This window comes from Rhizobium sp. AB2/73, from assembly GCF_020871915.1.
In the GTDB taxonomy this organism is placed as follows: domain Bacteria; phylum Pseudomonadota; class Alphaproteobacteria; order Rhizobiales; family Rhizobiaceae; genus Rhizobium; species Rhizobium dioscoreae.
The window spans coordinates 42,282-63,293 of the sequence record NZ_CP067072.1 but is presented as its reverse complement, the minus strand read 5'-3'; the positions used below and the strand labels follow the sequence as shown (position 1 = coordinate 63,293).

Here is a 21,012-nt window from a genome sequence, read left to right as displayed (position 1 = left end):
TCTCAAGGGCGCTTTCGGCGAACTATGACAAATGGGAGCGTTCTGAAGAAGCGCCGATTTTCGGCCTTCTGATTGCCGAAATGGCAACGCTCGCGAGCGAGGAAATCTGTTGGAATACACCCACCGGAAGTGAGATAGGCTTGAGGCATTTGAGCCGCACGCATTTACGCAATGCGGCTCAAGCCGAACTGTCGTTAGAGCAGCTTTTCCAGCGTGATCGGCAGGTCGCGAACACGCTTGCCGGTGGCATGGAACACGGCGTTGGCAATGGCGGGCGCGACACCAACGATGCCGACTTCCCCGACGCCCTTGCCTCCGAGCGCCGAAGCATTATGGTCCGGAACGCCGACGGAGATCACCTGAATATCCGGAATGTCGGAATTCGTCGGCACGAGGTAATCGCCGACATTGTTGTTGACGGTGCGTCCGTTGCGCTGATCGACCAACCCCTCTTCCAGAAGCGCCTGGCCGATGCCCATGATGATGCCGCCCCGCCACTGGCTTTCCACCAGCCTCGGATTGTAGAGCCGGCCGCAATCAAAGGCGGAAACCATGCGCGAGACGCGCACCGTGCCGAAGTCCTCGTCGACCTGCACTTCGGCGAAATGGGCGCACCAGCTATGCATGGAATAATCGCCCATGGTCGGTCCCTGCACCTTAGCCATGGTGGTCCACGCCTGAAGCTGCTCCTGTGCGTTCGCACCGTCAGGCAGGGTGTTGCGCCGGACTTCGATCTCCTCGCGCTTCAGCGCGGACATCAGTTCGGCGAGCGTCAGCGATGGTGCCTCGCCACGCGGGGCTGCGATGCGCCCCTCGCCAAAATTCAGCGTATTTGCACCCGTATCGCGGAAGGGCGAATTGGCATCGCTAAGCGCAAGGCCGATGAGTTCGTCGCGAGCCGCGACCGCCGCCTTATGGACGGCCCCCATGATCGAGCCTGCCAGCATCGAGCCGCCAGCAATCGCCGAACCCGGTAGGCGTGAATCGCCGAGATAGACCTCGACCTGATCGACCGGAATGCCGAAGACTTCCGCAGCGCTTTGGGCAAGGATCGTGTAGGTGCCCTGCCCCATATCGATGGCGCCGCTGACGACCTCGACCCGACCGTTTGCGAGAATGCGGATCATCGCCTCGCTCGGTGCGCGGATGACCGGGAAGGTGCCGCAGCCAATGCCCCAGCCGATCAGTGTCTTGCCGTCGCGCATCGAGCGCGGCGCGTGGCTGCGCCGCGACCAGCCGAAGGCCTCCGCGCCTTCCGTCAGCGCCTCGCGCAGCCTGCGCGTCGACCAGGGCTTGCCCGATTGATAGTCGTGATCAGCATAGTTCTTCAGCCTTATCTCGAGCGGATCCATGCCGAGCTTGTAGGCCAGCTCCTCGATCGCACATTCGATGCCGTAGGCACTCGGATTTTTGCCCGGACCACGCAAGGCGCCGGGCGTCACGCTATTGACCGGCACGACACGATGCTGCGAAGAGAAATTTTCGACCTTGTAGAGGATCGAGGTTGCCGCCCCCGTCTGCTCCGGCCAGTCGGCATCGACCGAGGTTTCGCTGGCACCGCGATGGACGATCGCCTGCAGGATACCGTCCTCCGTCGCGCCAAGCGCGATCTTCTGCCTGGTCGCGGCGCGCCCGCCATAGCTCGTGAAATTCTGCGGGCGGGTGACCGCTAGTTTCACCGGCCGGCCTAGCTTTCTGGCAGCCGCAACGGCGACCGCGCCATAGGCAAGCGGCACCCCCTTCGATCCGAAACCGCCGCCGATGAAAGGCGAAATGATCCGGACATTCTCATAGGGCATGTCGAACCATTCGGAATACATGCGCGCCATGCCATGGGACCATTGGCTTGGCTCCCAGATCGTCAGCTGGTCGCCATCCCATTTCGCCGTCAGACCATGCGGCTCCATCGCCACGTGATATTCGCGCGGCGTCGAATATTCCGCTTCGATCCTAACCGGGGAAGCGGCAAGTGCGGCCTCGGCATCGCCCCAGGCAATCGAGAGGGGCTCCATGAGCTTGCCCTCGCCGGCATTCGGATCGTTGAGATCGGCGACGTGCTCGCTCTCTTCGTAAGTGACGCGCACCAGCCTGGCGGCCTCCGTCGCCAGTTCGCGGCTTTCCGCAACGACAGCGGCAATCGACTGTCCGTTGAAACCCACATCACGCGGCAGCGGATAGTAGGGTCCGTCGGCGGGCTTGTTGCCGCCCCAATCAGCCGAAAGCTTGAGACCGAGATCATCTTCCGGCGTCAGCACCAGCAGCACGCCCGGCATCGCAAGTGCCGCCGAAGCATCGACCTCGACAACGCGGCCAGCCGGAATCGTACTCTGGACGAGCACGGCATAAGCCAGGTTTTCGACCGGATATTCCAGCGCATAGGTCGCCGCACCCGTCACCTTCATACTGCCTTCGAAGCGCGACTGACGACCGCCGACGGTGCCGTCGGACGCATCGCCGTGTTTGCGGGGTTCCATCATGGTCATGCAAGACCTCCCATCTTCTGAATGGCGCGGACGATGACGCGCGGCGCAAGTTCGATCTTATAATGGTTGCCGCCATGATCGACGGCACCCTCCATGGCGAGCCGGCTGGCCTTCTCCAAAGCCTCCGGAGTGAGAGCCTTGCCGATGAGTGCCTGCTCGACTGCCCTTGCCCGCCAGGGCTTGGTGGCAACCCCGCCGATTGCCACGCGGACATCGCGCACCGTTCTCCCGTCGGCTTCAAGCTCCAGGCCGACCGCGGCACTCGCGGCAGCAAATTCATAGGACTGCCGATCACGGACCTTGAGGTAGGTGGAGTTCCGGGCCGCGGCGGAGGCAGGAATGGTGACGGCGGTGATGATCTCGCCGCGCTGCAGGACGGTTTCCTTGTTCGGCGCGTCGCCGGGAAGGAGGAAGAAATCGTCGATGCCAACCTTACGGCTATCCGTCTCGACCACGGCGTCAAATGCGACCAGAGCAACCGCCAGATCACCGGGATAGGAGGCGATGCAGGCCTCGCTGGTTCCGAGCACGGCGTGATTGCGCGTGACGCCGCCGATTGCCGAACAGCCGGAGCCGGGATTGCGCTTGTTGCAGGCGGGAAAGGCGCCGGGATCGCGGAAATAGGAACAGCGCGTCCGCTGCAGGAGGTTGCCGCCGACTGTCGCCATGTTGCGAAGCTGGGCGGAGGCGGCCAGAGACAAGGATTCGGAAACAGCCGGGAAAGCCGCGCGGATATCCTTGTGGTCGGCGACTTCGCTCATCCTGGCAAGCGCGCCGATCGTTGCACCATCGGCGGTAACGGTGATGCCGCTCATACCGGAAAGATGGGTAATGTCTATAACGGTATCGGGCTCGCCGACACCGCATTTGGCAAGATCGAGCAGCGTCGTTCCGCCGGCAAGCAGCATGGCGCCAGCCTGCCGCGCCGCCTGGGCGGCTTCTGCTGTCGATGTCGCGCGCAGATAGGAGAAGTTTCGCATCATGCCACCTCCGCGGCCTGGCGCACCGCCGCAACGATGCTGTTATAGGCCCCGCACCGACAGAGATTGCCGGACATATATTCGCGGATTTCCGCGTCCGAGCCGGCATGTCCCTCGCGGATGCAGGCAACGGCCGACATGATCTGGCCCGGCGTGCAATAGCCGCACTGGAAAGCATCATGCTCGATGAACGCTGCCTGCACCGGATGCAGATCGCCGCTCTCGTCAGTCAGCCCCTCGATCGTCGTAATCTCACGGCCTTCGGCCTGCGCGGCCAGCGTCAGACAGGATAGCACGCGCTTACCGTCGACATGGCAGGTGCAGGCGCCGCACTGTCCCTGATCGCAGCCCTTCTTGGTGCCGGTGAGGGAAAGATGCTCGCGCAGCGCATCGAGAAGTGTCACACGCGGCTCGATATCGAGCTCGTGACGCTCCCCGTTAATGTCGAGCGCGATATGGATGGTTCGTGTCATGATAAGCTCCTGCCATCGTCACGAAGAAGAGACCTGCGGAATCTAGTCGAATCTATCCGTCGGTCTACCGGTTGCTATGGTTTCTGTTGGAAAGATGGGCCGGTGGAATTTCTGACGTCATGATCGGCTCTCATCTGAATTGGGAAGCGGAGGACACCACAAATAAACGGAGGCGCCTCCGTTTAAATTAATGCCTGGCTTGTTTTCGTCAAGCCCCGACATTCGGGCGAATCTAGCCTTGAAACGATCGAGATAGAGGAAGGGCAGGAGGTGGGACCGGTCCCCTCTTGCGAGCTGGCGGGATGAAGGGATTGATCAACGCCTGCTCACCGTCCATCAAATCACTTGAAAAATGAAGCGCATCTAAGTTATGCTCAAATAGAGCAATAGTAGCCGAGGCCATCGGACCCTCATTTTGTTTCAGCACCAAAATGAATCACAACCTCCCGTCATCGCTCAACTATTTTTAAATCTGCCGTAGGGACAGGCTCGACCTCTTGTGAATTCACTTAAGGAGGATTTTCATGATCCATGAAATGCGCATCTATACCTGCCTACCCGGCAAGCTGCCAGCGCTCCAGGAGCGTTTTGAAACGGCGACACTGGCGATCTGGGATCGGATCGGAATCCGCCCCATCGGTTTCTGGACGACGATGATCGGACCCTCCAGCGTCGACCTCATCTATTTACTTGAATGGCAATCGCTAGAGGAGCGCCAGCGGAAATGGGCGGAGTTCGTAACCGATCCGGCCTGGAAGGAAGCTTTGGCAAAGAGCGAGGCTTCAGGCCCGATCATCGCCAATATCGCCAGTTCGGTCCTGCAGCCGACTGCATTCTTTCGCCCTTTATCTGCCGCGAGTCCGATGGCTGAAGACGGATAAAAGGTTGTTAGGCTATCGCAAAAGCCGGGACATGGCAGGCTTTCAAAATCTTTTCGGCAGGGGTGCCTGCTACTCTCCAGTCAACCATTCTGGTCGCCGCTATTGTCGGCACTCGGCTCCTGCCATTTAGGCAACCAAACTGAAAGCGGCCTTAGCCTGAGACGAAACGAAACCGATATCGCGCGATATCCGCCGTACGCATTTGCCGGATTTGACGCTTGCCGTCGCCAAGCCGTCACATCAGCCTAATAGGCCTGTGCTAAGCTCTTCGGAATTTCGAAAATGCCAAATCGCTTGATCCTGGGAAATTTCCTGCCATGACATTCTCGCGCCGCGTCACGGCTCTTGCCGCATCCTTCCTCCCCTTACTCTTCGCGCCGGCCTTCGCCGACTCCGACGTGCTCTGGAAGATCGTTCATGACAAGTGCGTCGTACAAACTGCGCCCTGCCTTTCGGTGAATACGAACGAGCACTATGCGATGCTGAAGGATCTGCGGGGCGTTGCGCAAGTTCTGCTGATTCCGACCGACAAGATTACCGGCATGGAGAGCCCGCTACTCCTCCACCCTGCAACGCATAACTACTTTGCCGACGCATGGGCAGAACGAGGCGACGTCGATGCCCGATTGCCACATGCGCTTCCGCGCGACGGCCTCAGCCTGGCCGTCAATGCGCAGCAGGCCCGCTCGCAGAACCAGTTGCATATCCACGTCGATTGCCTGAGCGCAGATGCGCGGGCTGCCCTCGAGGCCGATGCCGACAAGATCGGCGCCGACTGGGCACCCCTTCCCGATACCATTGCCGGCCACAAGTTCACGGCGCTCCGGGTCAAGGGTGAGACATTGGGAACCTTCAATCCGTTCTTGGCACTTGCCAAGACATTGAAGGACCCGGCAAACGAAATGGGCGATCACAATCTCGTGGTTGTCGGCGCCAATTTCGCCGACGGCCCCGGCTTCATTGTCCTCACCGATGTCGCAGTGCCCGGCATGGGCGGCGAAGACGTGCAGGATCACAGCTGTGCGATTACGCATTAGAATCAGGATATTATCGCTTGGCGCGAAAGCTGCATCGATCACTTCTTCGATGCAGCCGCCCTCCTTTGCGCGAACGAAAATGGCCTGGAAACCAGATTTATGAATCTGGTTTCTAACGTCTATCACGTTTCACCTACTAATCTTTTTGATGCGGTCGGTTCAGTGTTATAGTCGGGGTTGTGAGCCTGAGCTATGCGTCATCCGTTCGTTGAGCATCCAGATCATCGAACAGCACCGGCATTGAAGGTTCGCGATCGAAAGCCTCAGGAGGCGCCTCATGAATCTTCAAATCAATAGCCAGTCTTATCAAGTCAATTCAGACGGTGACACACCGCTTCTGTGGATCATCCGCGACGAGCTTGGCATGACCGGCACGAAATATGGGTGCGGGTTGGCACAATGCGGTGCCTGTTCCGTTCTTGTCGATGGCGAAGTGGTGCGCTCGTGCGTGACGCCGCTCGACAGCGTCGCCGGCCGCCAGATCACGACGATCGAGGCGATCGAGGCGGACCCGGTTGGAAAGCGTGTTGTCGCCGCCTGGGTCAAGCATCAGGTTCCGCAATGCGGCTACTGTCAATCGGGGCAGGTCGTCGCCGCGACCGCGCTCCTCAAACAAACGCCAAATCCCTCCGATGACGAAATCGCCGCGGCGATGATCAATCTCTGTCGATGCGGGACTTACAATGCGATCAAGGCGGCGGTCAAAGACCTCTCCTCGAAGGAAGGAGAGACGCTATGACCGAAACCAGCCGCAATCTCGTTCCGGAGGATGAATTCCCTACGGGATCTCCGGTCAACATCTCACGCCGGCACTTTCTCCTGACTTCCGCCGGTGCGGCAGCCGGGGCATTCGTGCTTGGCTTCGGCCTGCCGGTCGGCCGGGCACGGGCACAGCAGGCGGCAAGCGCCATGCCCCCGGGCACGCGCGTTCCGGCATTCCTCGAAATCCGCCCGGACAGCACCATCCGCTTCATGAGCCCTTTCGTCGAAGGCGGGCAAGGCGTCTTCACTGCGATGGCACAGATCGTCGGCGAAGAACTCGATGCCGATCCGAAGACCTTCATTGTCGAAAATGCGCCGACAGGCAGCGACTATCTTGTCGTACACGGCAAGATGCGCATTACCGGCGGCAGCATGTCGGTGCGCACCAGCTATGAAACCATGCGCCGGCTCGGCGCGCTCGCCCGCAACATGATCCTGCAAGCAGCCGCCAAGCGCCTGAATGCGCCGATTACCGAGCTGACGACGGAACCCGGCCGCGTGATCCATGCCGCATCGGGCCGCAGCCTCGCCTATGGCGACGTTGCGAGCGAAGCGCTGGATCTGCCGGTTCCTGCCCCTGAGAGCGTCGCGCTTCGGGACCCAAGCAAATTCCGCTGGATCGGCAAACCGGTCGAACGGCTCGATATGCATGACAAGTCAACGGGCAAGGCAATCTACGCGATCGATTGCAAGGTTGACGGCATGTTGCACGCCGCCGTCCAGCACGCTCCCCGCCTCGGCCTTACGGTCGGCAAGATCCGCAACGAAGACCAGCTGAAGGCGATGCCGGGTGTTCATTCCGTCCATAGTCTGCCCGGCGCTGTTGCTGTCGTCGCCGAACGCTGGTGGAATGCCAAGCGGGCAGCCGAGGCCGCTCAAGTCGATTGGCGCGAACCCGGCTCGGACGCCGATCCTGCGCTCCGCTATATGCCCGCCGATTTTTCGACAACAGCTTTCAACGACAAGCTCGCCAACGAACCGGGCAATGGCAAGGAGGCGGAGAATGTCGGCGATATCGCCAAAGCGTTCGACGGCGCCAAGACCGTCATTTCCGCCACCTACAGGAGCCAGTATCTGCATCATGCGCAGCTGGAGCCGCCATCGACCCTGGCCCGCTTCAACCCGGACGGCAGTCTTGAAATCTGGATGCCCAACCAGGCGCCCGAGCAATTCCAGGCCGATATCGCCAAGCTGACCGGTCTCGATCCATCGAAGGTGATAATCCACAGCCCCATTCTGGGCGGCTTCTTCGGACGGCATTTCCTGTATCCATCGGCCAATCCCTATCCGCAGGCCATCCAGCTTGCAAAGGAAGTCGGGCGGCCGGTCAAACTGATCTGGAGCCGCGAGGAGGAATTTCTGCGCGATCCGATGCGCCCGATGGCCGCCGTGCGCTTCCGCGGCGCACTCGATGCCAACGGAATGCCAGTGGCGCTCGAGGCCATCAGCGCTTGCGAAGGACCGACCGAGGGCGTTTACGGTCACAAGGAGGATTCGCTGGATCCGACGGCCCTGGAGGGCCTGGCCGGCAAATCCTATGCAATCCCGAACTACCGCATCGCACAGATCTACGTCAAAAACCCGACGACACTCGCCTATTGGCGCTCTGTCGGCAATTCCATGAACGACTTCTTCTACGAGACCTTCCTCGACGAGCTGGCCGACAAGGGTGGGCAGGACCCTTACGAGCTGCGCCTCAAGCTGCTGCAAAAGAACGAGCGGCTGAGCAATCTCCTGAAAGCTGCCGGCGATCTCTCAGGCGGCTGGAAGCGGGGTCCCTTCACGGCGGAGGATGGCTCGAAGCGGGCGCGTGGCGTTGCCATGGCCTCTCCCTTCGGCAGCCATACGGCGGCAATCGCTGAGGTCTCCATCCGCAACGGCCAGGTCGTCGTCCATGATGTCTGGGAAGCGATCGATCCCGGCAGCATCGTCAATCCGGCGATCATCGAAGCACAGATCAATTCGGCGACGGCGCTCGGAATGTCACAGGTTCTGATGGAGGAGGCCGTTTACAAAAACGGCGAGCCGGTGGCGCGCAACTACGACCTCTATCCGATCCTGCCGCCGGATCGCATGGCGCGCGTTCACGTCCGCATCGTCGAAAGCGGGGCAGAGATGGGCGGCATCGGCGAGCCGGGCCTGCCAGCCGTCCCTCCGGCGGTCGCCAATGCAGTTTCCACCCTGACGGGCAAGCGGATACGCAGCATGCCTCTCTCCAACTACACCTTTGAAAGCTGAAGCGCAGCACTCGCTGCGCCAGGCACATATCCGGCTCTCGGCCCATTTTCGGTCCGCGAGCCGGCTTGGTTGGCTCCCCCTTAGAGCCGGACGATCTTGTCCGGCTCTAGAATCAAAGAAGTAGAGCATGACGTCGTCCGAAAACCGATCACACTTTTCGGCATCATGCTCCAGCCGCGTACGAAATCCCGAAGCAAAGACATGAGGGCACACTCTTGAAGAAACTTCTTCTGGTTCTTCTCCTGATTATCGTGCTTGTGGCCGGCGGTACTGCGTGGTTCGTCACGCGCACGCCGGCTTCGCCCTTCGATAGTGTCGCCGCGACACAGGCGCCCTCGGAGGACCTGCTGCAGCACGGCGAATATGTTGCGCGCCTCGGCGATTGCGTCGCCTGCCACAGCACGCCGAAGAGCGCTCCCTTCGCCGGCGGGCTGGAAATGGGGACGCCGCTCGGCTCCATCTTCACGACCAACATCACCACCCCGGATAAGGAAACCGGGATCGGCAACTATACGCTCGCCGATTTCGACCGCGCCGTCCGCCAGGGTGTTGCGCGGGACGGGCATCGCCTCTATCCGGCCATGCCCTACCCTTCCTATGTGAAGATGAGCGACGACGACATTCGTGCGCTCTACGCCTATTTCATGAATAGGGTCGCGCCGGTCCAGCAGGCGGACAGACCCTCCGGCATCAAATGGCCGATGAATATGCGCTGGCCTCTGGCACTCTGGAACGCCGTTTTCACCGAAGGCGGCACCTATCAGCCGAAAACGGCCGGCGACGACCAGTGGAACCGTGGCGCCTATCTCGTGCAGGGGCCGGGACACTGCGGCAGCTGCCATACACCGCGCGCCATCACCATGGCGGAAAAAGCGCTGGATGAGAGCAGTCCGCTCTATCTTTCCGGTGCTCTTCTTGACGGCTGGTATGCGCCAAGCCTGCGCGGCGATCCCAATACCGGCCTTGGCCGCTGGAGCGAGGACGACATATTCGCCTTCCTCAAGAGCGGCAGGAACGGTCACGCCGTCGTCTTCGGCTCCATGGCAGATGCCTTCAACAATTCGACACAGTTCATGAGTGATGACGACCTGAAGGCGATAAGCCATTACCTGAAATCCCTGCCCGGCGATCCCGCCCGCGACGGCACCCCCTGGCAATACGACGAAGGCACCGCCCAGAACGTATCGCTTTCCAACCGTGAACAGATCCCGGGCGCCCAGACTTTCGTTGCAAAATGCAGCTTCTGTCATGGCGTCGATGGGCGCGGAAAGCAGCAATGGATTCCGCCGCTCGCCGGCTCTGCCGCTTCGCTCGCGAAGGAAAACGCATCGCAGATCAATGTGACGCTGAACGGTTCCAGCCGCGTCGTGGCGAACGGAATTCCGGATGCCTATCGCATGCCGCCGTTCCGCCAGCAGCTTTCGGACCAGCAGATTGCCGATGTCCTGACATTCGTGCGCTCTTCGTGGGGAAATCACGGCGGAGCGGTTGCAGCAAACGATGTGAAGGCCCTGCGCGAGCATACGGATCCGGCAAGCAGCAGCCCGATCATATTGCAGATGCGGTAGCTTCCACCGCGCGCCAATCGTTTGTTGCAACGATGAAAGGCAAAGGCGCGACATACGGGATTTCGGACGACATCACCCTCTTAGGTCGAACACACCTAAAATCATCCGGCTCTAGTGTTCCTGTCCGGCCAGCTTGAGAGCTTGCGCCCGCTTTCTTCTCCGGCTTACCCGCGACGAGGGCGTCTTGACCTGCCCTTCCTGGGGCAGGGAAATGATGGCCTTCAGACCGGGATTGTTGGGCTGAAGCAGGATATCGCCGCCATGCTGCCGGGCCACTGCTCTTGCAATCGACAGGCCGAGTCCGACGCCGCCCGTGCCCCTGTTTCTCGAGGCTTCGAGACGGAAAAAAGGCGCGAATACCTTTTCCTTCATATCCTCAGGTATGCCCGGGCCATTGTCTTCGACGACGATATCGATGGTGCTGACCGAATGGTGAATATGGACCTTGGCATGGCCGCCGTAGCGCGCCGCATTTTCTGCAAGATTGCGGACGGCGCGGCGCAAGCCATCGGGCCGGCAGCGATAGGTCGTCTTCGGGCCTTCAATGTACTCCACTGGCAGGCCGAGATCGGCAAGGTCGTCGCAAATGCTGCCGACCAGCGCCTCCAGTTCGATGGCCCGCGTTTCCTCGGCCGTGGATTCGCCGCGCGCGAAGGAAATGGCGGCTTCCGTCATGCTCTGAAGCTCGTCGATGGTCGCCAGCATCTTCTGCTGGATATCGGCGTCCTTGACGAATTCCGCCCGCAACCGAAGCGAAGTCAGCGGCGTCCTGAGATCATGGCCGATTGCGGCCAGCATCCGGGTGCGATCGTCGACAAAGCGATGCAGGCGTTCCTGCATCCTGTTGAACGCTTCGGCCGTGCGCCTGATGTCATCAGGTCCTTCTTCGGGCAGCGGCGGAAGATTTTCGCCGCGCCCCAAGGCTTCCGCCGAAACGGCAAGCCGTCTCAGCGGGCGCGCTATGCGGCTGGCGATGAATACTCCGATGAGCGACAGGATGAGCGCGGTGGTCGCAAGGGAGGTGAGCGATTTCATATCCCACCAGCGATCGCCGACATTCTTATAGAATGCCGTATTCAGCCACATGCCATCATTGAGCTTGACGGCAAGGCCATATCCATTGCGATCCCCGAAATAAACGAATTTTGCCGGCTGCGGCAGGCTCCAGAGAACGGGGGGCGGGGTCGCCCAGTCCTCGCCGGCGTTCGCCGTCATTAGCCCCTTCGACATCAGATGATCGACATCGGAGTTCGAGCGCATGCCCCACTTCGCTCCAAGGTCGATAAAATTCTCGATCGGCCGTGCAAGTTCGTTTGCCGCACGCGAGCGCCAGGCGCTGGCATCCGTCGGCTCTATCTGCGAAAGCCAGAAACGGGAATAGCTGGTCTCGCTTGCGAGCAGCGCCTGTTCACGCAACGGCTTGGGCATGGATTCCATCAAGCGCGTAACGGAGGCGCAGCGGCTGAAGAATTCGCTTTTCATGGCGGCATGCAGCGCCTTTGTGCGCTCGTCCCAGGAAATCGAAAACGTCAGGCACTGCGAGACGACAAGGGCAAGCAGGGTAAAGCCGATGAACTGGGCAGCAAGGCTCCTCCTCCACCAGTAGATCATTCGAACCCCACATCCGCCGAGAGGCTGTAGCCGCCGCCCCAATGCGTCTTGATGACCGAAGGATTCTTCGGATCCGGCTCGATCTTCTTGCGCAGGCGGCTCACCTGGTTGTCGATGCTTCTGTCAAAGATGTCGGCCGTCCTGCCAACCGTCAGATCGAGAAGCTGCTCGCGGCTGAGCACCATGCCCGGACGTTCGAGGAAGACCTTCAGAAGCCGGAATTCGGCGGTGCTGAGCGGGATGCCGACACCATCGTCGCCCGAAAGCTCCTGCCGCCCCATATTGATGCGCCACTGACCGACGCGGACGACCCTGGCCTTTTTCAGCGTTTCCCGCTGCTGCTGCGGCACGCCATTGGCCCGACGCAGGACAGCCCGGATGCGTGCCAGCAATTCGCGCGGATTGAATGGCTTCACCAGATAATCGTCAGCCCCCAGTTCGAGGCCGATGATGCGGTCGGTATCCTCGCTCATGGCCGTCAGGAAGATGATGGGGGTATCCGTCGTCGCCCTGAGATGACGGCAGACGGAGAGACCATCTTCGCCCGGCATCATGACGTCCAGAACGATCAGATCCACCGTACCCCGCTCGAGGATCCGTCTCAGGGCGAGCCCGCTATCGGCGACGCTGACCTTATAGCCCTGCTGCTCGAGATATTGGCCGACAAGGTCCCTTATGTCCGAATGATCATCGACGACGGCGATGTGCGCAGCTTTTTGCATGACGGTTTCCACGATCTCAATCATTCTACAGAAGGCCGCTCCGAGCGGCATCGAAAAAAGTGTATCAAAGTTTCACATAGACCGGAGGGTTGCGCCGCAAGCGGCACACCCCACTTGAAAACCTTGCGACGGCCGGTACAAGCTGTATCGAGAGGATACGGATTTCATCGAAACTGTCCTCGAAATCCAATCGATATTTTGCGCGAAGAGGTCCCCTGCAACTGACAAATTATAAGGTTGTTGTCACATGGATGTGCCGCGGCCGGGCAAATTTGTAACAAGCTGTCGCAGCTCTCGCACCACCGATATGCCCCGTCTTGACGGAATGCGACGGCGACATCGCCTGGCTTCGATCAAGGGCTAATCCTGCCATTTGCTCTGCAAAATAGGCCGCTTGCGGCAGCCGTCCAACAATCACTGCCGCGCCGGCCTGTGCCAGAGCCGATGGCCGGCGCTGCCATCGCCGGCGACAGGCTTTTACATCTCCGGCACAAAGCTGCGACATGAGCGTCTTAACCTCCTGCTCGAAGATCACTTGCCCGGTCGAGACTATCGACGCTGACAGGAGGATATGGAATTGGCCATGGAATTATCACAGATCGCAACGCTTCGCCGCATTCTCGAAAGCTTCTGCGCCCGGCACGAACTGGAGTTCGCCGATCGAACGGCGATCATCGCCGCCCGCGAGCTCATGAAATTCGCCGACGAGGGCGAAACCGATCCCCTGATTCTCGAGCAGCGCCTCGACGAGGCAATGCAGACTTCCGGCAGACCTATGCTGCCGGCCCGGAGGGCCGCGGCATCGATGGGCGCTTCATCGGCGCGGCAGCAATGATTGTCCGCCGTCGAAGTTGTCCGGTCATCTTCCGCACCCAAAAGCCTCATTGAAATCGGAGCGCAAACCCATGCACCTTTCTCGCCGCACCGTGTTGACATCGATGGTGGCCGCGGCCGCCGCACCCAGATGGAGCTTCGCCGCAGACGAACGACGGGCTCTGGTCGTCTATTATTCCTATACCGGCCATACCAGGGCGGTTGCCGAAAAGCTTCGCGCACTCCTGGGGGCCGAGCTCTTCGAAATCCAGATGCGCAACCCTTATCCTCTCGACATGCAGCGTGCAGCCGAGCAGTCCAAATACGAGCTGGAAACGGGAGAGCTTCCTCCCTTGCTCGATGGCCTTCCCAATCTTTCGAAATACGACCTGATCCTCGTCGGCGGCCCGGTGTGGTGGAATACCATCACGCCGCCTGCCATGAGTTTCCTCGAACGGATGGATTTCGGAGGGCGGAAGGTTGCCGCCTTCTCCACATATGTGCTGGAGCCGGCGCACTATGAAAGGAATTTTGCCGCACAGGCACGCAGCGCTTCGCTTCTGCCCAGCCTGATGATCAGCGAATTCGAGGTCACGGAGAGGCTGGCGGACAAGACCATCGCATCCTGGGCTCTCAAAAACCTGCCGCAGGATGCGCCGCAAGCTCTCTAAGGTCGCCAACACACGCGGATTGCTCTTACTCCGCCATCCGCGCATGTTGCAGCCTCTTGTCGCGATGACGCCGCATTCGCCGTGATATTCTGACGCCACGGTATCAACGGTATTCTATAGTGCCGCAAGTCCTCCATCTGCGGAGATCCCAATGGGCGAAGCATTTCCAGCGACATCGATGCCGGACCGCGATTGGTGGACGGCACTTTGGCCCGATCCGCTGGCAACACTCCAAGCACTCGGCATCAAGCCCGGCATGACCGTCCTCGATCTTTGCTGCGGCGATGGCTACTTCACCGCACCGCTGGCAAAACTCGTTTCCGGAAAGGTCTATGCGCTCGACTTGGACGAAACCATGCTCGAAATGGCGAGGACGGAAGCCGATCGACAAGGCGTCTCCGTGCAAAAATGGATCCATGCCGATGCGCGCGACGTCGCAAGACATCTTCCCGAAAATGTCGATTATGTCCTGATGGCGAACACGTTTCACGGCGTTCCCGATCAGCCTGGCCTCGTCCGCGCCGTCCATTCGGTGCTCGCTCCCAAGGGGCTTTTCGGCATCGTCAACTGGGAGACACGATCGCGCGAGGAGACCACGGTGCTCGGGCTGCCGCGCGGCCCCAAGACCGAGATGCGCATGGCGCCGGCCAAGGTCGCGGCGATTGTCGAGACCTTCGGCTTCAAGTCCCAGGCCGTGATCAAGCTGCCGCCCTATCACTACGGCGCGGTTTTCGCTGCCCTATAGCTGTGCCAAGGATGTCGCTGGGCATATTGCCAAGCCTACTGGCGGTCCCGGCCGAACGCAGGGGCCGCCATATCAATCAGCTGAACGCAACAGTGTGTATCCTGCGGAGCGAGAGTGCGATCAACAGGCCGGCGATCGAGGCGACGGTGCCTGCCAGAAAGACGCTGCCATAGCCGGTCCGGTCGGCCAGAAGGCCGGCAAATGGCCCGGTCAGCCCGTAGGCGAGGTCCTGAAAGGCCGAGAAGCCTCCAAGCGCGGTGCCGCGCAGATGCGGTTCCACTCGCCGGACGACCTCGCGGCCCATGGAAGGATAGATCAGTGAGCATCCGAGACCTGTCAGAAAGGCACCCGCCAGGGCGAGCATGGGATCGGCGGCACTCCAGATCAGCAATTGGCCTACCGCTTCGACCGCCAGTGACCCGAGCGCGACCGGCAAGCCACCGATACGATCAGGCAGATGGCCGAAGAGCACGCGCACCAGAACGAATCCGACGCCGAAGGCGGTCAGGCCCATCCCGGCATAGCTCCAGCCCCGATCAAGGAAATACAGCGTGAAGAAGGCACCGATCGCGGCGAAGCCTATGCCCTGAAAACACACGACCGCCCCATACAGCCAGACCTTGCCGACGACGGTCCAGAATGGCGGGCGCTGCGCACCGGGATGAGGCGCAACGGCGGGAACCCGCCAGATCGCCATCAGCCCTAGGAATGGCAGGGCAGCGCTGATCGCCATTGTCCCGGCAAAGCCGAACCGGCTGAACAAAGCCAGACCGATCGGCCCGCCCACGGCGAGCGCTCCATAGATGGCGGCGCCGACCAGCGCCAGGACCCTGCCCGAACGCGCCGGGCCGACGATGCCAATGCCCCAGGCGATGACGCCGACGGCAACCAGACTTTCGCCCAGCCCTAAAGCCAAGCGTCCCAGAAGGAGGAGCAGAAAGGACGGCAACGGCGTGTCGGTGAGAATGCCGGCACCCAAAGCCATCGAAGCCCCGACGACATAGAATGCAAGCCCCCGCGTCACAGCCACCTTGGCGCCGCGATGGTCCGCGAGCCCGCCGGCATAGCCGCGCGTGAGGATGGTTGCCAGAAAAGCGATGCCGACGCCGAGCCCGGCCCAGACATTGCCGAGCCGCAATTGACCGCTCACATAAAGCGGCACGATCGGAAACGAGATGCCGATGCAAAGATAGGAAATGAAAAGAATGGCGCTCAGCAGCAGCAGCCGGCCGCGCGCCGGATCGGGTGTCGATTGAAAAGCCATGATAATCTCCAGGCTTTCCTCAATCGGCGAAGGCATAAAAAAACGCACTCCGACCGACGAGGATCGTTGAGTGCGTTGCTTGACGTCAAACGCTTACGGCCGGCACCGCCGGCTGCCATTCCAATAGGCGCTTGCCGAACGACTGTCAATGCGATGCTCGCGAAGCTGGGCGATCACTCCGGCACAGGGCCGCACCAACCTCGCAGGTAATCGGCCTCCCTGCCCTTGGCAAGCTCGTACGCCCTTTCCAGCGCGGCATTGAAATCCTTCTCGAGATCCCTGCTCTTGATGCGGCGGCGCAGGAAAACCGTCAGGCAGGCTGCGGGAGCGCGGCCATACCCGGTATCGAATTACCCTTCATGCGGCTTTCTTGACTACCGCAAACTGCGAACGCCTGTAGAAGGCCAGCATTTCCCGCTCGAAACTCTCAACGGCAAGCACGACCCATGGCTCGTAATGGTCTCTGCGGGAGCGCATCCTGCGTCGGCCATCCGTGTCGAGCATTCCGCGCAACGCCCAATCTACCAACCCCATCCCGTCACTCTCACCCCGCCAAGGTCCCTTCACCATCCGCCTTACCGGCCTCAATCGCGTCCGACGGCATGGCCAACGCTAAATAGGTAACCCCTGATCGAAGGAAAGGTGAAGAAACGTTGTATTAAGGTTTGTAACATGGGTTTGCCTGGGACTGTCGCATTGCGGCGACACCCGGCAGCCATTCCCGCTCCGCGGTGATCGCAAACAGGGCTGAACGAGGATGTCGGCGCCCGCTTCCATACCGATGGGATCATCTGAACATCAGGCGCGTGACGTGGCGATCGATCATCCGCGAATTCGCTTCGATCCAGCGCCAGATGATGGCCATGGCAAACATGGTCAGAAGCCATCCGAGCATGACATCCGACAGGAAATGAGCACCAAAGATCACGCGGTTGAACGCCACGAACAGCGAGCATGGTACCAGGATCACCGCAGCAATCCATCTGCGCCCCACAGGCACGAATATCAACAGGGACAGCGCCGCAGCAGCCGCGGCTGCTTCGCCGGAAGGGAAGGAACAATTGCGGCTGCACGCCGCCGAAAACTGCCACACCGGGGTAAAATCAGCTGTGCCCCCGAATTCAATCAGCTGACGAGGGCGCACGCGTCCAATCGCTACTTTTAGCGTCTGCACCACCAATAGCGGCCCGGCGGCAAAGCTCAGGAGCACGAAAAGCGGTTTGTGAGGCGGGCAGAACCGCAATCGCCGCGGCAGGAAAACATGCAGGACGATGATGACGGCCATGGTGCCGAGAATATAAGGCTGGCTTTGACGGGCAATATCCCTCACCGCCTTCAGCCACGGGTTTTCCGCGAGCCAAAAGACATGTCCGTGGGCAAATAAGCGCGCAACGGCCAGATCGAGTTTTGGAAAGACCACGAAGACGAAACTGCTCCAGACGATCAGCATACCGATGGCTGCCAATTCGTCATCTGCCGTTGCGTGCTCCTGCCGCCGGCGCAGCCGCGCTTGGCCGGAATCGGAGCTCCAGGAATTCGATGCAAATTTCCACATGCCATATCTCCAGAGACGGAATGGCGCCAAGCTGAATCCCGATTGTCAAGAAATGGCGAAGATCGCATCAAGGCCCTGTTCAGAACCGGCGATCAGGCGATCGGAAAGCTGTTTGGAAATTGCGGAAGCCGGCTTTGTCCGCAATAGTAGAACTCGGGCGGCAGAGCCGAACGGAAAAACAGAAGAAACACAGGGCGCTAGGGGTGGATAACAGTCTCGTTCTCATCGTGGAGGATGAACCGGCAATCGCACAGATACTCGAGGGCTATCTGACGCGGGACGGCTTTCGCACGGTCCGCGCCGGAGACGGTGAAACAGCGCTGCAACACCATGCGCTTTTGAAACCCGATCTCGTGCTTCTGGATGTTCGTTTGCCGAAACTGGACGGCTTCGGTGTGCTCGGCCGCCTGCGCCAGGCCGGCTCGACGCCGGTCATCATGGTCACAGCCGTCGCTGACGACATCGATCGACTAAGCGGGTTGCGCCTCGGTGCCGACGACTATGTCGTCAAACCGTTCAACCCGCAGGAAGTTGTCGCCCGCGTCAGAGCGGTCCTGCGCCGGACGCAGGGCGAGCGCGCGGAAGCCATCAAGCGCTTCGGCGCGCTGGAGGTCGATTTCGGCAGCTATACCGTCTTCATCAACAGGGACGAAGGCCGTGTTGCAATGCCGTTGACGCTAAGCGAATTCCGAATCCTCGCCTACATGATCCGCCATCCGACCCAGGCTTTCGCGCGCGCCGATATCCTCGATGCCTGCCTGCCGGAAAGCGATGCCCTGGTGCGGACGGTCGACACGCACATCTCCAACCTCAGGCGCAAACTGGAGGAAATGGGGCAGATCGGCTTCTTTCCTGCCGTGCGCGGCATCGGCTATCGCTTTTCGGATCCGCGATGAAAATACAGAAAATTCCCAGCACGCCGCTTGCAACGCTCACGGCCATAGTCACCACGATCATGCTGCTGCTCAGCGTTGGCCTGACCTATCTGGGGGTCAACTGGTATGCGACCTATCTGGAGCAAGGCATCAGCGAGGCCCTGCCGCCCAAGGCCGCGGCGACCTACAAGATGCTGAGCGAAAACAAGGTTCCCGATGGAGATTCCCTCAAGCTGCTGGTCGAACACCTGATTTCGCTGACGGAACCGACGGATCTCAAGGTGCAGCTTTCCGTCCTCGTTTTCGGCCTCTTGTCGGCTCTGCTCTGCGCCGTAATCGGCGTCTTCCTGGCGCGGCGGCTTGCGCGCCCGCTCGAAGATCTCACTTCCGCCGCCGAGCCTGAAGTCCGGCGACTTCTCCGTCCGCGTCCCAGCCTCCTATCGCAGCACGCGCGAAGTCGCGAGCCTCGTTGAAACCTTCAACGCCCTTGCGACCAGCCTGGAGACGATGGAGGAAAGATTGCGCTTCAACAACATGGCGGTTGCACATGAGCTGCGCACACCGTTGACCATCCTGCAGGGATCGCTGCAGAGCATGCTCGACGGCGTGTTTCCGATGGATCGGAAAATCATTTCCGACCTCCTCCTGCAGGTCGAGGGCCTGGGACGGGTTGTCGAGGATCTGCGCACCCTGTCGCTCGCCATCGGCCAGAAACTCGTGATGGAACGTCAGCGCATCGACGCATCCCTGCTGGTCGAGACTGTCATCGCCTCGGCAAAACCCATGCTGGAAGCCAGCAAGCTGCAGGTCGAAACCGGGCTGAAACCCGCCTGGATCTCAGCCGACTCCCCCCGCATTCGCCAAGCCGTGCTGGCGCTGCTCGAAAATGCGTGCCGCTACGCTGCCGAAGGCGGATGGCTGCGATGCGAAACCGAGCAGCTGGCGGACGATGGGATCGTCATTCGCGTTCTCGATCGCGGTCCCGGATTTCCGCAGGATATGGATGCCGTGGCCGTCAACCCTTTCTGGCGCGGCGACCCCTCGCGTTCGCGGGCGACCGGCGGCACCGGGCTGGGACTATCCGTGGTGCAGGCAATCGCGGCTGCCCACGGCGGATATCTTGAATTCGCAAATCGGCCCGAGGGCGGCGCCATGGTCGCAATTCATTTGACCGACGGTATGCCTGGAGAAATGCGCGGTTTCGGTGAGCAGGATACAGTCTCCGGACAATGCCGGCTTTGTTGAACAAGGCCACCGCGGTCGGGCCGTCAGTGGAAGAGTTCGCCGATATTGAGGAACCACGACTTTTTCTGGCTGCGCCTGTCCTCTCTCTGAATTTTCGAATGGGGGATCTGGAAGCCGTAGACGCACTCCGGTTCGCCGGAACGCTCAAGCCAGAAAGCATCGATGTTCGATAGCAGCATTGATTGCCGAGAACGCCGGCGATATTGAATCGGGTGCCTTGCCTGCGAAACGGCAAGGAAGTGCTGCATGCCTCCCTCCGCCGCCAGGCCCTGCAGCACGATCAGGATTGCCTCTTTGGGCCTGAGGCCGGCGAGATCGCGAGTTACCTCGATGATACGCTGTTTCGCATTGCGTGGTCCCTGCATGCTGCCGACGACGAATGTATAACCCCCCTTCGTCCCTTGATAGACGAACGTGAATCTGACCGTGCAAAGAACAGCCTGATCGCTCACGCGCAGGAGTTTGATGGCGAAAGCACCCTCATGGCGGCCGCCGCTGCGGTCGGCGAGCGCAATGTGGCATGCATATGCCTCGCATTTGCCTTGCACTGTGCCCATTTCCAGCCAATCACCGCGCCAGAGCCGTATCATGGTATCTCTGGAGAGGATGGTTTCAGCAATCGAAAAATGCTCGATGAGAAGAGAGAGCCGACGGGAATTGGGCATTCCGTGGACAAGAAACTTCGAAAGCGGTTTCTGCAGCAGTTCGTCATGCGGCGGCGGCAACCCGCGCGTAGTCACGAATGCCGCGATAAAGCGCCACCAACGAATGGTCAGAAGCGGGTGTGCAGCAAAGCGGCACCAGAAGAGAAAAGCACGCTTCCAGCGCACGCGCAGGCCGAAGGTTAATATTCTCCAGATGACGATGTATCGCGATATAGGCGGTCGGGAAGCCGTTGGCGGCAACGTAGGACAAGGGGAAATCTTGGACAGGAGGCGCTCCGGCGCCGCAGCAACTGATGTCTTTTGATTCATGCGAAAGTCCGGCGGATTTGGTTTCGCCGAACCATCTGCGTTGGGATTGTCAAGGCAGCGTCAAGACAAGATCAGCCTTTCATGAGCCATGCCACGAAGGGTTCCGAACCTAAGC

At 60.5% G+C, this 21,012-nt stretch carries 21 protein-coding genes; 11 read left to right on the top strand and 10 right to left on the bottom strand.

The window, feature by feature from the left end; translation table 11 throughout:
• Positions 1 to 194: 194 nt before the first annotated feature.
• The 3 genes from I8E17_RS20000 to I8E17_RS19990 are packed head-to-tail and all read right to left on the bottom strand — an operon-like array spanning position 195 to position 3,936.
• Positions 195 to 2,483, bottom strand: a complete 2,289-nt coding sequence (locus I8E17_RS20000; protein WP_069610241.1) for a xanthine dehydrogenase family protein molybdopterin-binding subunit — start codon at positions 2,481 to 2,483, stop codon at positions 195 to 197.
• Positions 2,480 to 3,463: a xanthine dehydrogenase family protein subunit M gene (locus I8E17_RS19995; protein ID WP_069610459.1), complete on the bottom strand. Its 984-nt coding sequence runs from the start codon at positions 3,461 to 3,463 to the stop codon at positions 2,480 to 2,482. The genes I8E17_RS20000 and I8E17_RS19995 overlap by 4 nt, the downstream gene beginning before the upstream one ends.
• Complete coding sequence (locus tag I8E17_RS19990) at positions 3,463 to 3,936, bottom strand: (2Fe-2S)-binding protein (protein ID WP_069610240.1); 474 nt, start codon at positions 3,934 to 3,936, stop codon at positions 3,463 to 3,465. Before I8E17_RS19990 ends, I8E17_RS19995 begins: the two co-directional genes overlap by 1 nt.
• Positions 3,937 to 4,460: 524 nt before the next feature.
• Between I8E17_RS19990 and I8E17_RS19985 the strand changes: the two genes are divergently transcribed.
• From I8E17_RS19985 to I8E17_RS19965, 5 genes are all read left to right on the top strand, one after another.
• Positions 4,461 to 4,817, top strand: coding sequence for an NIPSNAP family protein (locus I8E17_RS19985; protein ID WP_069610239.1), 357 nt, complete (start codon positions 4,461 to 4,463; stop codon positions 4,815 to 4,817).
• Positions 4,818 to 5,134: 317 nt separating this feature from the next.
• The gene (locus I8E17_RS19980; RefSeq protein WP_069610238.1) at positions 5,135 to 5,854 is read left to right on the top strand and encodes a CDP-diacylglycerol diphosphatase; all 720 of its coding nucleotides are present in this window, start codon (positions 5,135 to 5,137) and stop codon (positions 5,852 to 5,854) included.
• A gap of 277 nt (positions 5,855 to 6,131) precedes the next feature.
• Positions 6,132 to 6,593, top strand: coding sequence for a (2Fe-2S)-binding protein (locus tag I8E17_RS19975; protein WP_069610237.1), 462 nt, complete (start codon positions 6,132 to 6,134; stop codon positions 6,591 to 6,593).
• Entirely contained in the window at positions 6,590 to 8,854 is a 2,265-nt protein-coding gene (locus I8E17_RS19970; protein ID WP_069610236.1) for a xanthine dehydrogenase family protein molybdopterin-binding subunit, read from the top strand. Before I8E17_RS19975 ends, I8E17_RS19970 begins: the two co-directional genes overlap by 4 nt.
• Before the next feature lie 215 nt (positions 8,855 to 9,069).
• Positions 9,070 to 10,422, top strand: a complete 1,353-nt coding sequence (locus tag I8E17_RS19965) for a cytochrome c (RefSeq protein ID WP_113366210.1) — start codon at positions 9,070 to 9,072, stop codon at positions 10,420 to 10,422.
• 111 nt (positions 10,423 to 10,533) lie between these two features.
• Here I8E17_RS19965 and I8E17_RS19960 read toward each other — a convergent pair whose 3' ends face one another.
• Positions 10,534 to 12,033, bottom strand: coding sequence for a HAMP domain-containing sensor histidine kinase (locus I8E17_RS19960; protein WP_069610234.1), 1,500 nt, complete (start codon positions 12,031 to 12,033; stop codon positions 10,534 to 10,536).
• Positions 12,030 to 12,755: a response regulator gene (locus I8E17_RS19955; RefSeq protein WP_069610458.1), complete on the bottom strand. Its 726-nt coding sequence runs from the start codon at positions 12,753 to 12,755 to the stop codon at positions 12,030 to 12,032. Before I8E17_RS19955 ends, I8E17_RS19960 begins: the two co-directional genes overlap by 4 nt.
• A gap of 583 nt (positions 12,756 to 13,338) precedes the next feature.
• Between I8E17_RS19955 and I8E17_RS19950 the strand changes: the two genes are divergently transcribed.
• From I8E17_RS19950 to I8E17_RS19940, 3 genes are all read left to right on the top strand, one after another.
• Entirely contained in the window at positions 13,339 to 13,590 is a 252-nt protein-coding gene (locus tag I8E17_RS19950) for a hypothetical protein (RefSeq protein WP_141719993.1), read from the top strand.
• A 70-nt stretch (positions 13,591 to 13,660) separates the two neighbouring features.
• Entirely contained in the window at positions 13,661 to 14,239 is a 579-nt protein-coding gene (locus I8E17_RS19945; RefSeq protein WP_069610232.1) for a flavodoxin, read from the top strand.
• Positions 14,240 to 14,390: 151 nt separating this feature from the next.
• A complete protein-coding gene (locus I8E17_RS19940) occupies positions 14,391 to 14,984 on the top strand; it encodes a class I SAM-dependent methyltransferase (RefSeq protein ID WP_069610231.1) in 594 nt (197 codons plus the stop codon).
• Between the two features lie 76 nt (positions 14,985 to 15,060).
• Here I8E17_RS19940 and I8E17_RS19935 read toward each other — a convergent pair whose 3' ends face one another.
• The 3 genes from I8E17_RS19935 to I8E17_RS19920 all read right to left on the bottom strand — a co-directional run bounded on the left by I8E17_RS19935 (position 15,061) and on the right by I8E17_RS19920 (position 17,713).
• Entirely contained in the window at positions 15,061 to 16,248 is a 1,188-nt protein-coding gene (locus tag I8E17_RS19935; protein WP_069610457.1) for an arabinose transporter, read from the bottom strand.
• A gap of 357 nt (positions 16,249 to 16,605) precedes the next feature.
• On the bottom strand, positions 16,606 to 16,782 hold the full coding sequence (locus tag I8E17_RS19925; protein WP_162750878.1) for a hypothetical protein: 177 nt from the start codon (positions 16,780 to 16,782) through the stop codon (positions 16,606 to 16,608).
• A gap of 253 nt (positions 16,783 to 17,035) precedes the next feature.
• Positions 17,036 to 17,713: a phosphatase PAP2 family protein gene (locus I8E17_RS19920; RefSeq protein ID WP_229002168.1), complete on the bottom strand. Its 678-nt coding sequence runs from the start codon at positions 17,711 to 17,713 to the stop codon at positions 17,036 to 17,038.
• Positions 17,714 to 18,006: 293 nt separating this feature from the next.
• Here I8E17_RS19920 and I8E17_RS19915 point away from each other — a divergent pair, with 293 nt between their 5' ends.
• Genes I8E17_RS19915 through I8E17_RS19905 form a run of 3 tightly spaced genes read left to right on the top strand, consistent with a single transcriptional unit; the run spans position 18,007 to position 19,923 of the window.
• A complete protein-coding gene (locus tag I8E17_RS19915) occupies positions 18,007 to 18,699 on the top strand; it encodes a response regulator (protein ID WP_069610229.1) in 693 nt (230 codons plus the stop codon).
• A complete protein-coding gene (locus I8E17_RS19910; protein WP_229002167.1) occupies positions 18,696 to 19,151 on the top strand; it encodes a hypothetical protein in 456 nt (151 codons plus the stop codon). Before I8E17_RS19915 ends, I8E17_RS19910 begins: the two co-directional genes overlap by 4 nt.
• A gap of 34 nt (positions 19,152 to 19,185) precedes the next feature.
• Positions 19,186 to 19,923, top strand: coding sequence for a HAMP domain-containing sensor histidine kinase (locus tag I8E17_RS19905; RefSeq protein WP_229002166.1), 738 nt, complete (start codon positions 19,186 to 19,188; stop codon positions 19,921 to 19,923).
• A 23-nt stretch (positions 19,924 to 19,946) separates the two neighbouring features.
• Here I8E17_RS19905 and I8E17_RS19900 read toward each other — a convergent pair whose 3' ends face one another.
• Complete coding sequence (locus tag I8E17_RS19900; protein WP_229002195.1) at positions 19,947 to 20,693, bottom strand: DUF535 family protein; 747 nt, start codon at positions 20,691 to 20,693, stop codon at positions 19,947 to 19,949.
• The gene (locus I8E17_RS19895; protein ID WP_229002204.1) at positions 20,632 to 20,838 is read right to left on the bottom strand and encodes a hypothetical protein; all 207 of its coding nucleotides are present in this window, start codon (positions 20,836 to 20,838) and stop codon (positions 20,632 to 20,634) included. The genes I8E17_RS19900 and I8E17_RS19895 overlap by 62 nt, the downstream gene beginning before the upstream one ends.
• Positions 20,839 to 21,012: the final 174 nt, after the last annotated feature.

What these genes read in the sequence shown, in the direction of transcription:
- I8E17_RS20000 (WP_069610241.1), bottom strand. Translation starts at nt 2,483, where the DNA reads ATGACCATGATGGAACCCCGCAAACACGGCGATGCGTCCGACGGCACC.
- I8E17_RS19995 (WP_069610459.1), bottom strand. Translation starts at nt 3,463, where the DNA reads ATGCGAAACTTCTCCTATCTGCGCGCGACATCGACAGCAGAAGCCGCC.
- I8E17_RS19990 (WP_069610240.1), bottom strand. Translation starts at nt 3,936, where the DNA reads ATGACACGAACCATCCATATCGCGCTCGACATTAACGGGGAGCGTCAC.
- I8E17_RS19985 (WP_069610239.1), top strand. Translation starts at nt 4,461, where the DNA reads ATGATCCATGAAATGCGCATCTATACCTGCCTACCCGGCAAGCTGCCA.
- I8E17_RS19980 (WP_069610238.1), top strand. Translation starts at nt 5,135, where the DNA reads ATGACATTCTCGCGCCGCGTCACGGCTCTTGCCGCATCCTTCCTCCCC.
- I8E17_RS19975 (WP_069610237.1), top strand. Translation starts at nt 6,132, where the DNA reads ATGAATCTTCAAATCAATAGCCAGTCTTATCAAGTCAATTCAGACGGT.
- I8E17_RS19970 (WP_069610236.1), top strand. Translation starts at nt 6,590, where the DNA reads ATGACCGAAACCAGCCGCAATCTCGTTCCGGAGGATGAATTCCCTACG.
- I8E17_RS19960 (WP_069610234.1), bottom strand. Translation starts at nt 12,033, where the DNA reads ATGATCTACTGGTGGAGGAGGAGCCTTGCTGCCCAGTTCATCGGCTTT.
- I8E17_RS19955 (WP_069610458.1), bottom strand. Translation starts at nt 12,755, where the DNA reads ATGCAAAAAGCTGCGCACATCGCCGTCGTCGATGATCATTCGGACATA.
- I8E17_RS19950 (WP_141719993.1), top strand. Translation starts at nt 13,339, where the DNA reads ATGGAATTATCACAGATCGCAACGCTTCGCCGCATTCTCGAAAGCTTC.
- I8E17_RS19945 (WP_069610232.1), top strand. Translation starts at nt 13,661, where the DNA reads ATGCACCTTTCTCGCCGCACCGTGTTGACATCGATGGTGGCCGCGGCC.
- I8E17_RS19940 (WP_069610231.1), top strand. Translation starts at nt 14,391, where the DNA reads ATGGGCGAAGCATTTCCAGCGACATCGATGCCGGACCGCGATTGGTGG.
- I8E17_RS19935 (WP_069610457.1), bottom strand. Translation starts at nt 16,248, where the DNA reads ATGGCTTTTCAATCGACACCCGATCCGGCGCGCGGCCGGCTGCTGCTG.
- I8E17_RS19925 (WP_162750878.1), bottom strand. Translation starts at nt 16,782, where the DNA reads ATGGGGTTGGTAGATTGGGCGTTGCGCGGAATGCTCGACACGGATGGC.
- I8E17_RS19910 (WP_229002167.1), top strand. Translation starts at nt 18,696, where the DNA reads ATGAAAATACAGAAAATTCCCAGCACGCCGCTTGCAACGCTCACGGCC.
- I8E17_RS19905 (WP_229002166.1), top strand. Translation starts at nt 19,186, where the DNA reads ATGGAGGAAAGATTGCGCTTCAACAACATGGCGGTTGCACATGAGCTG.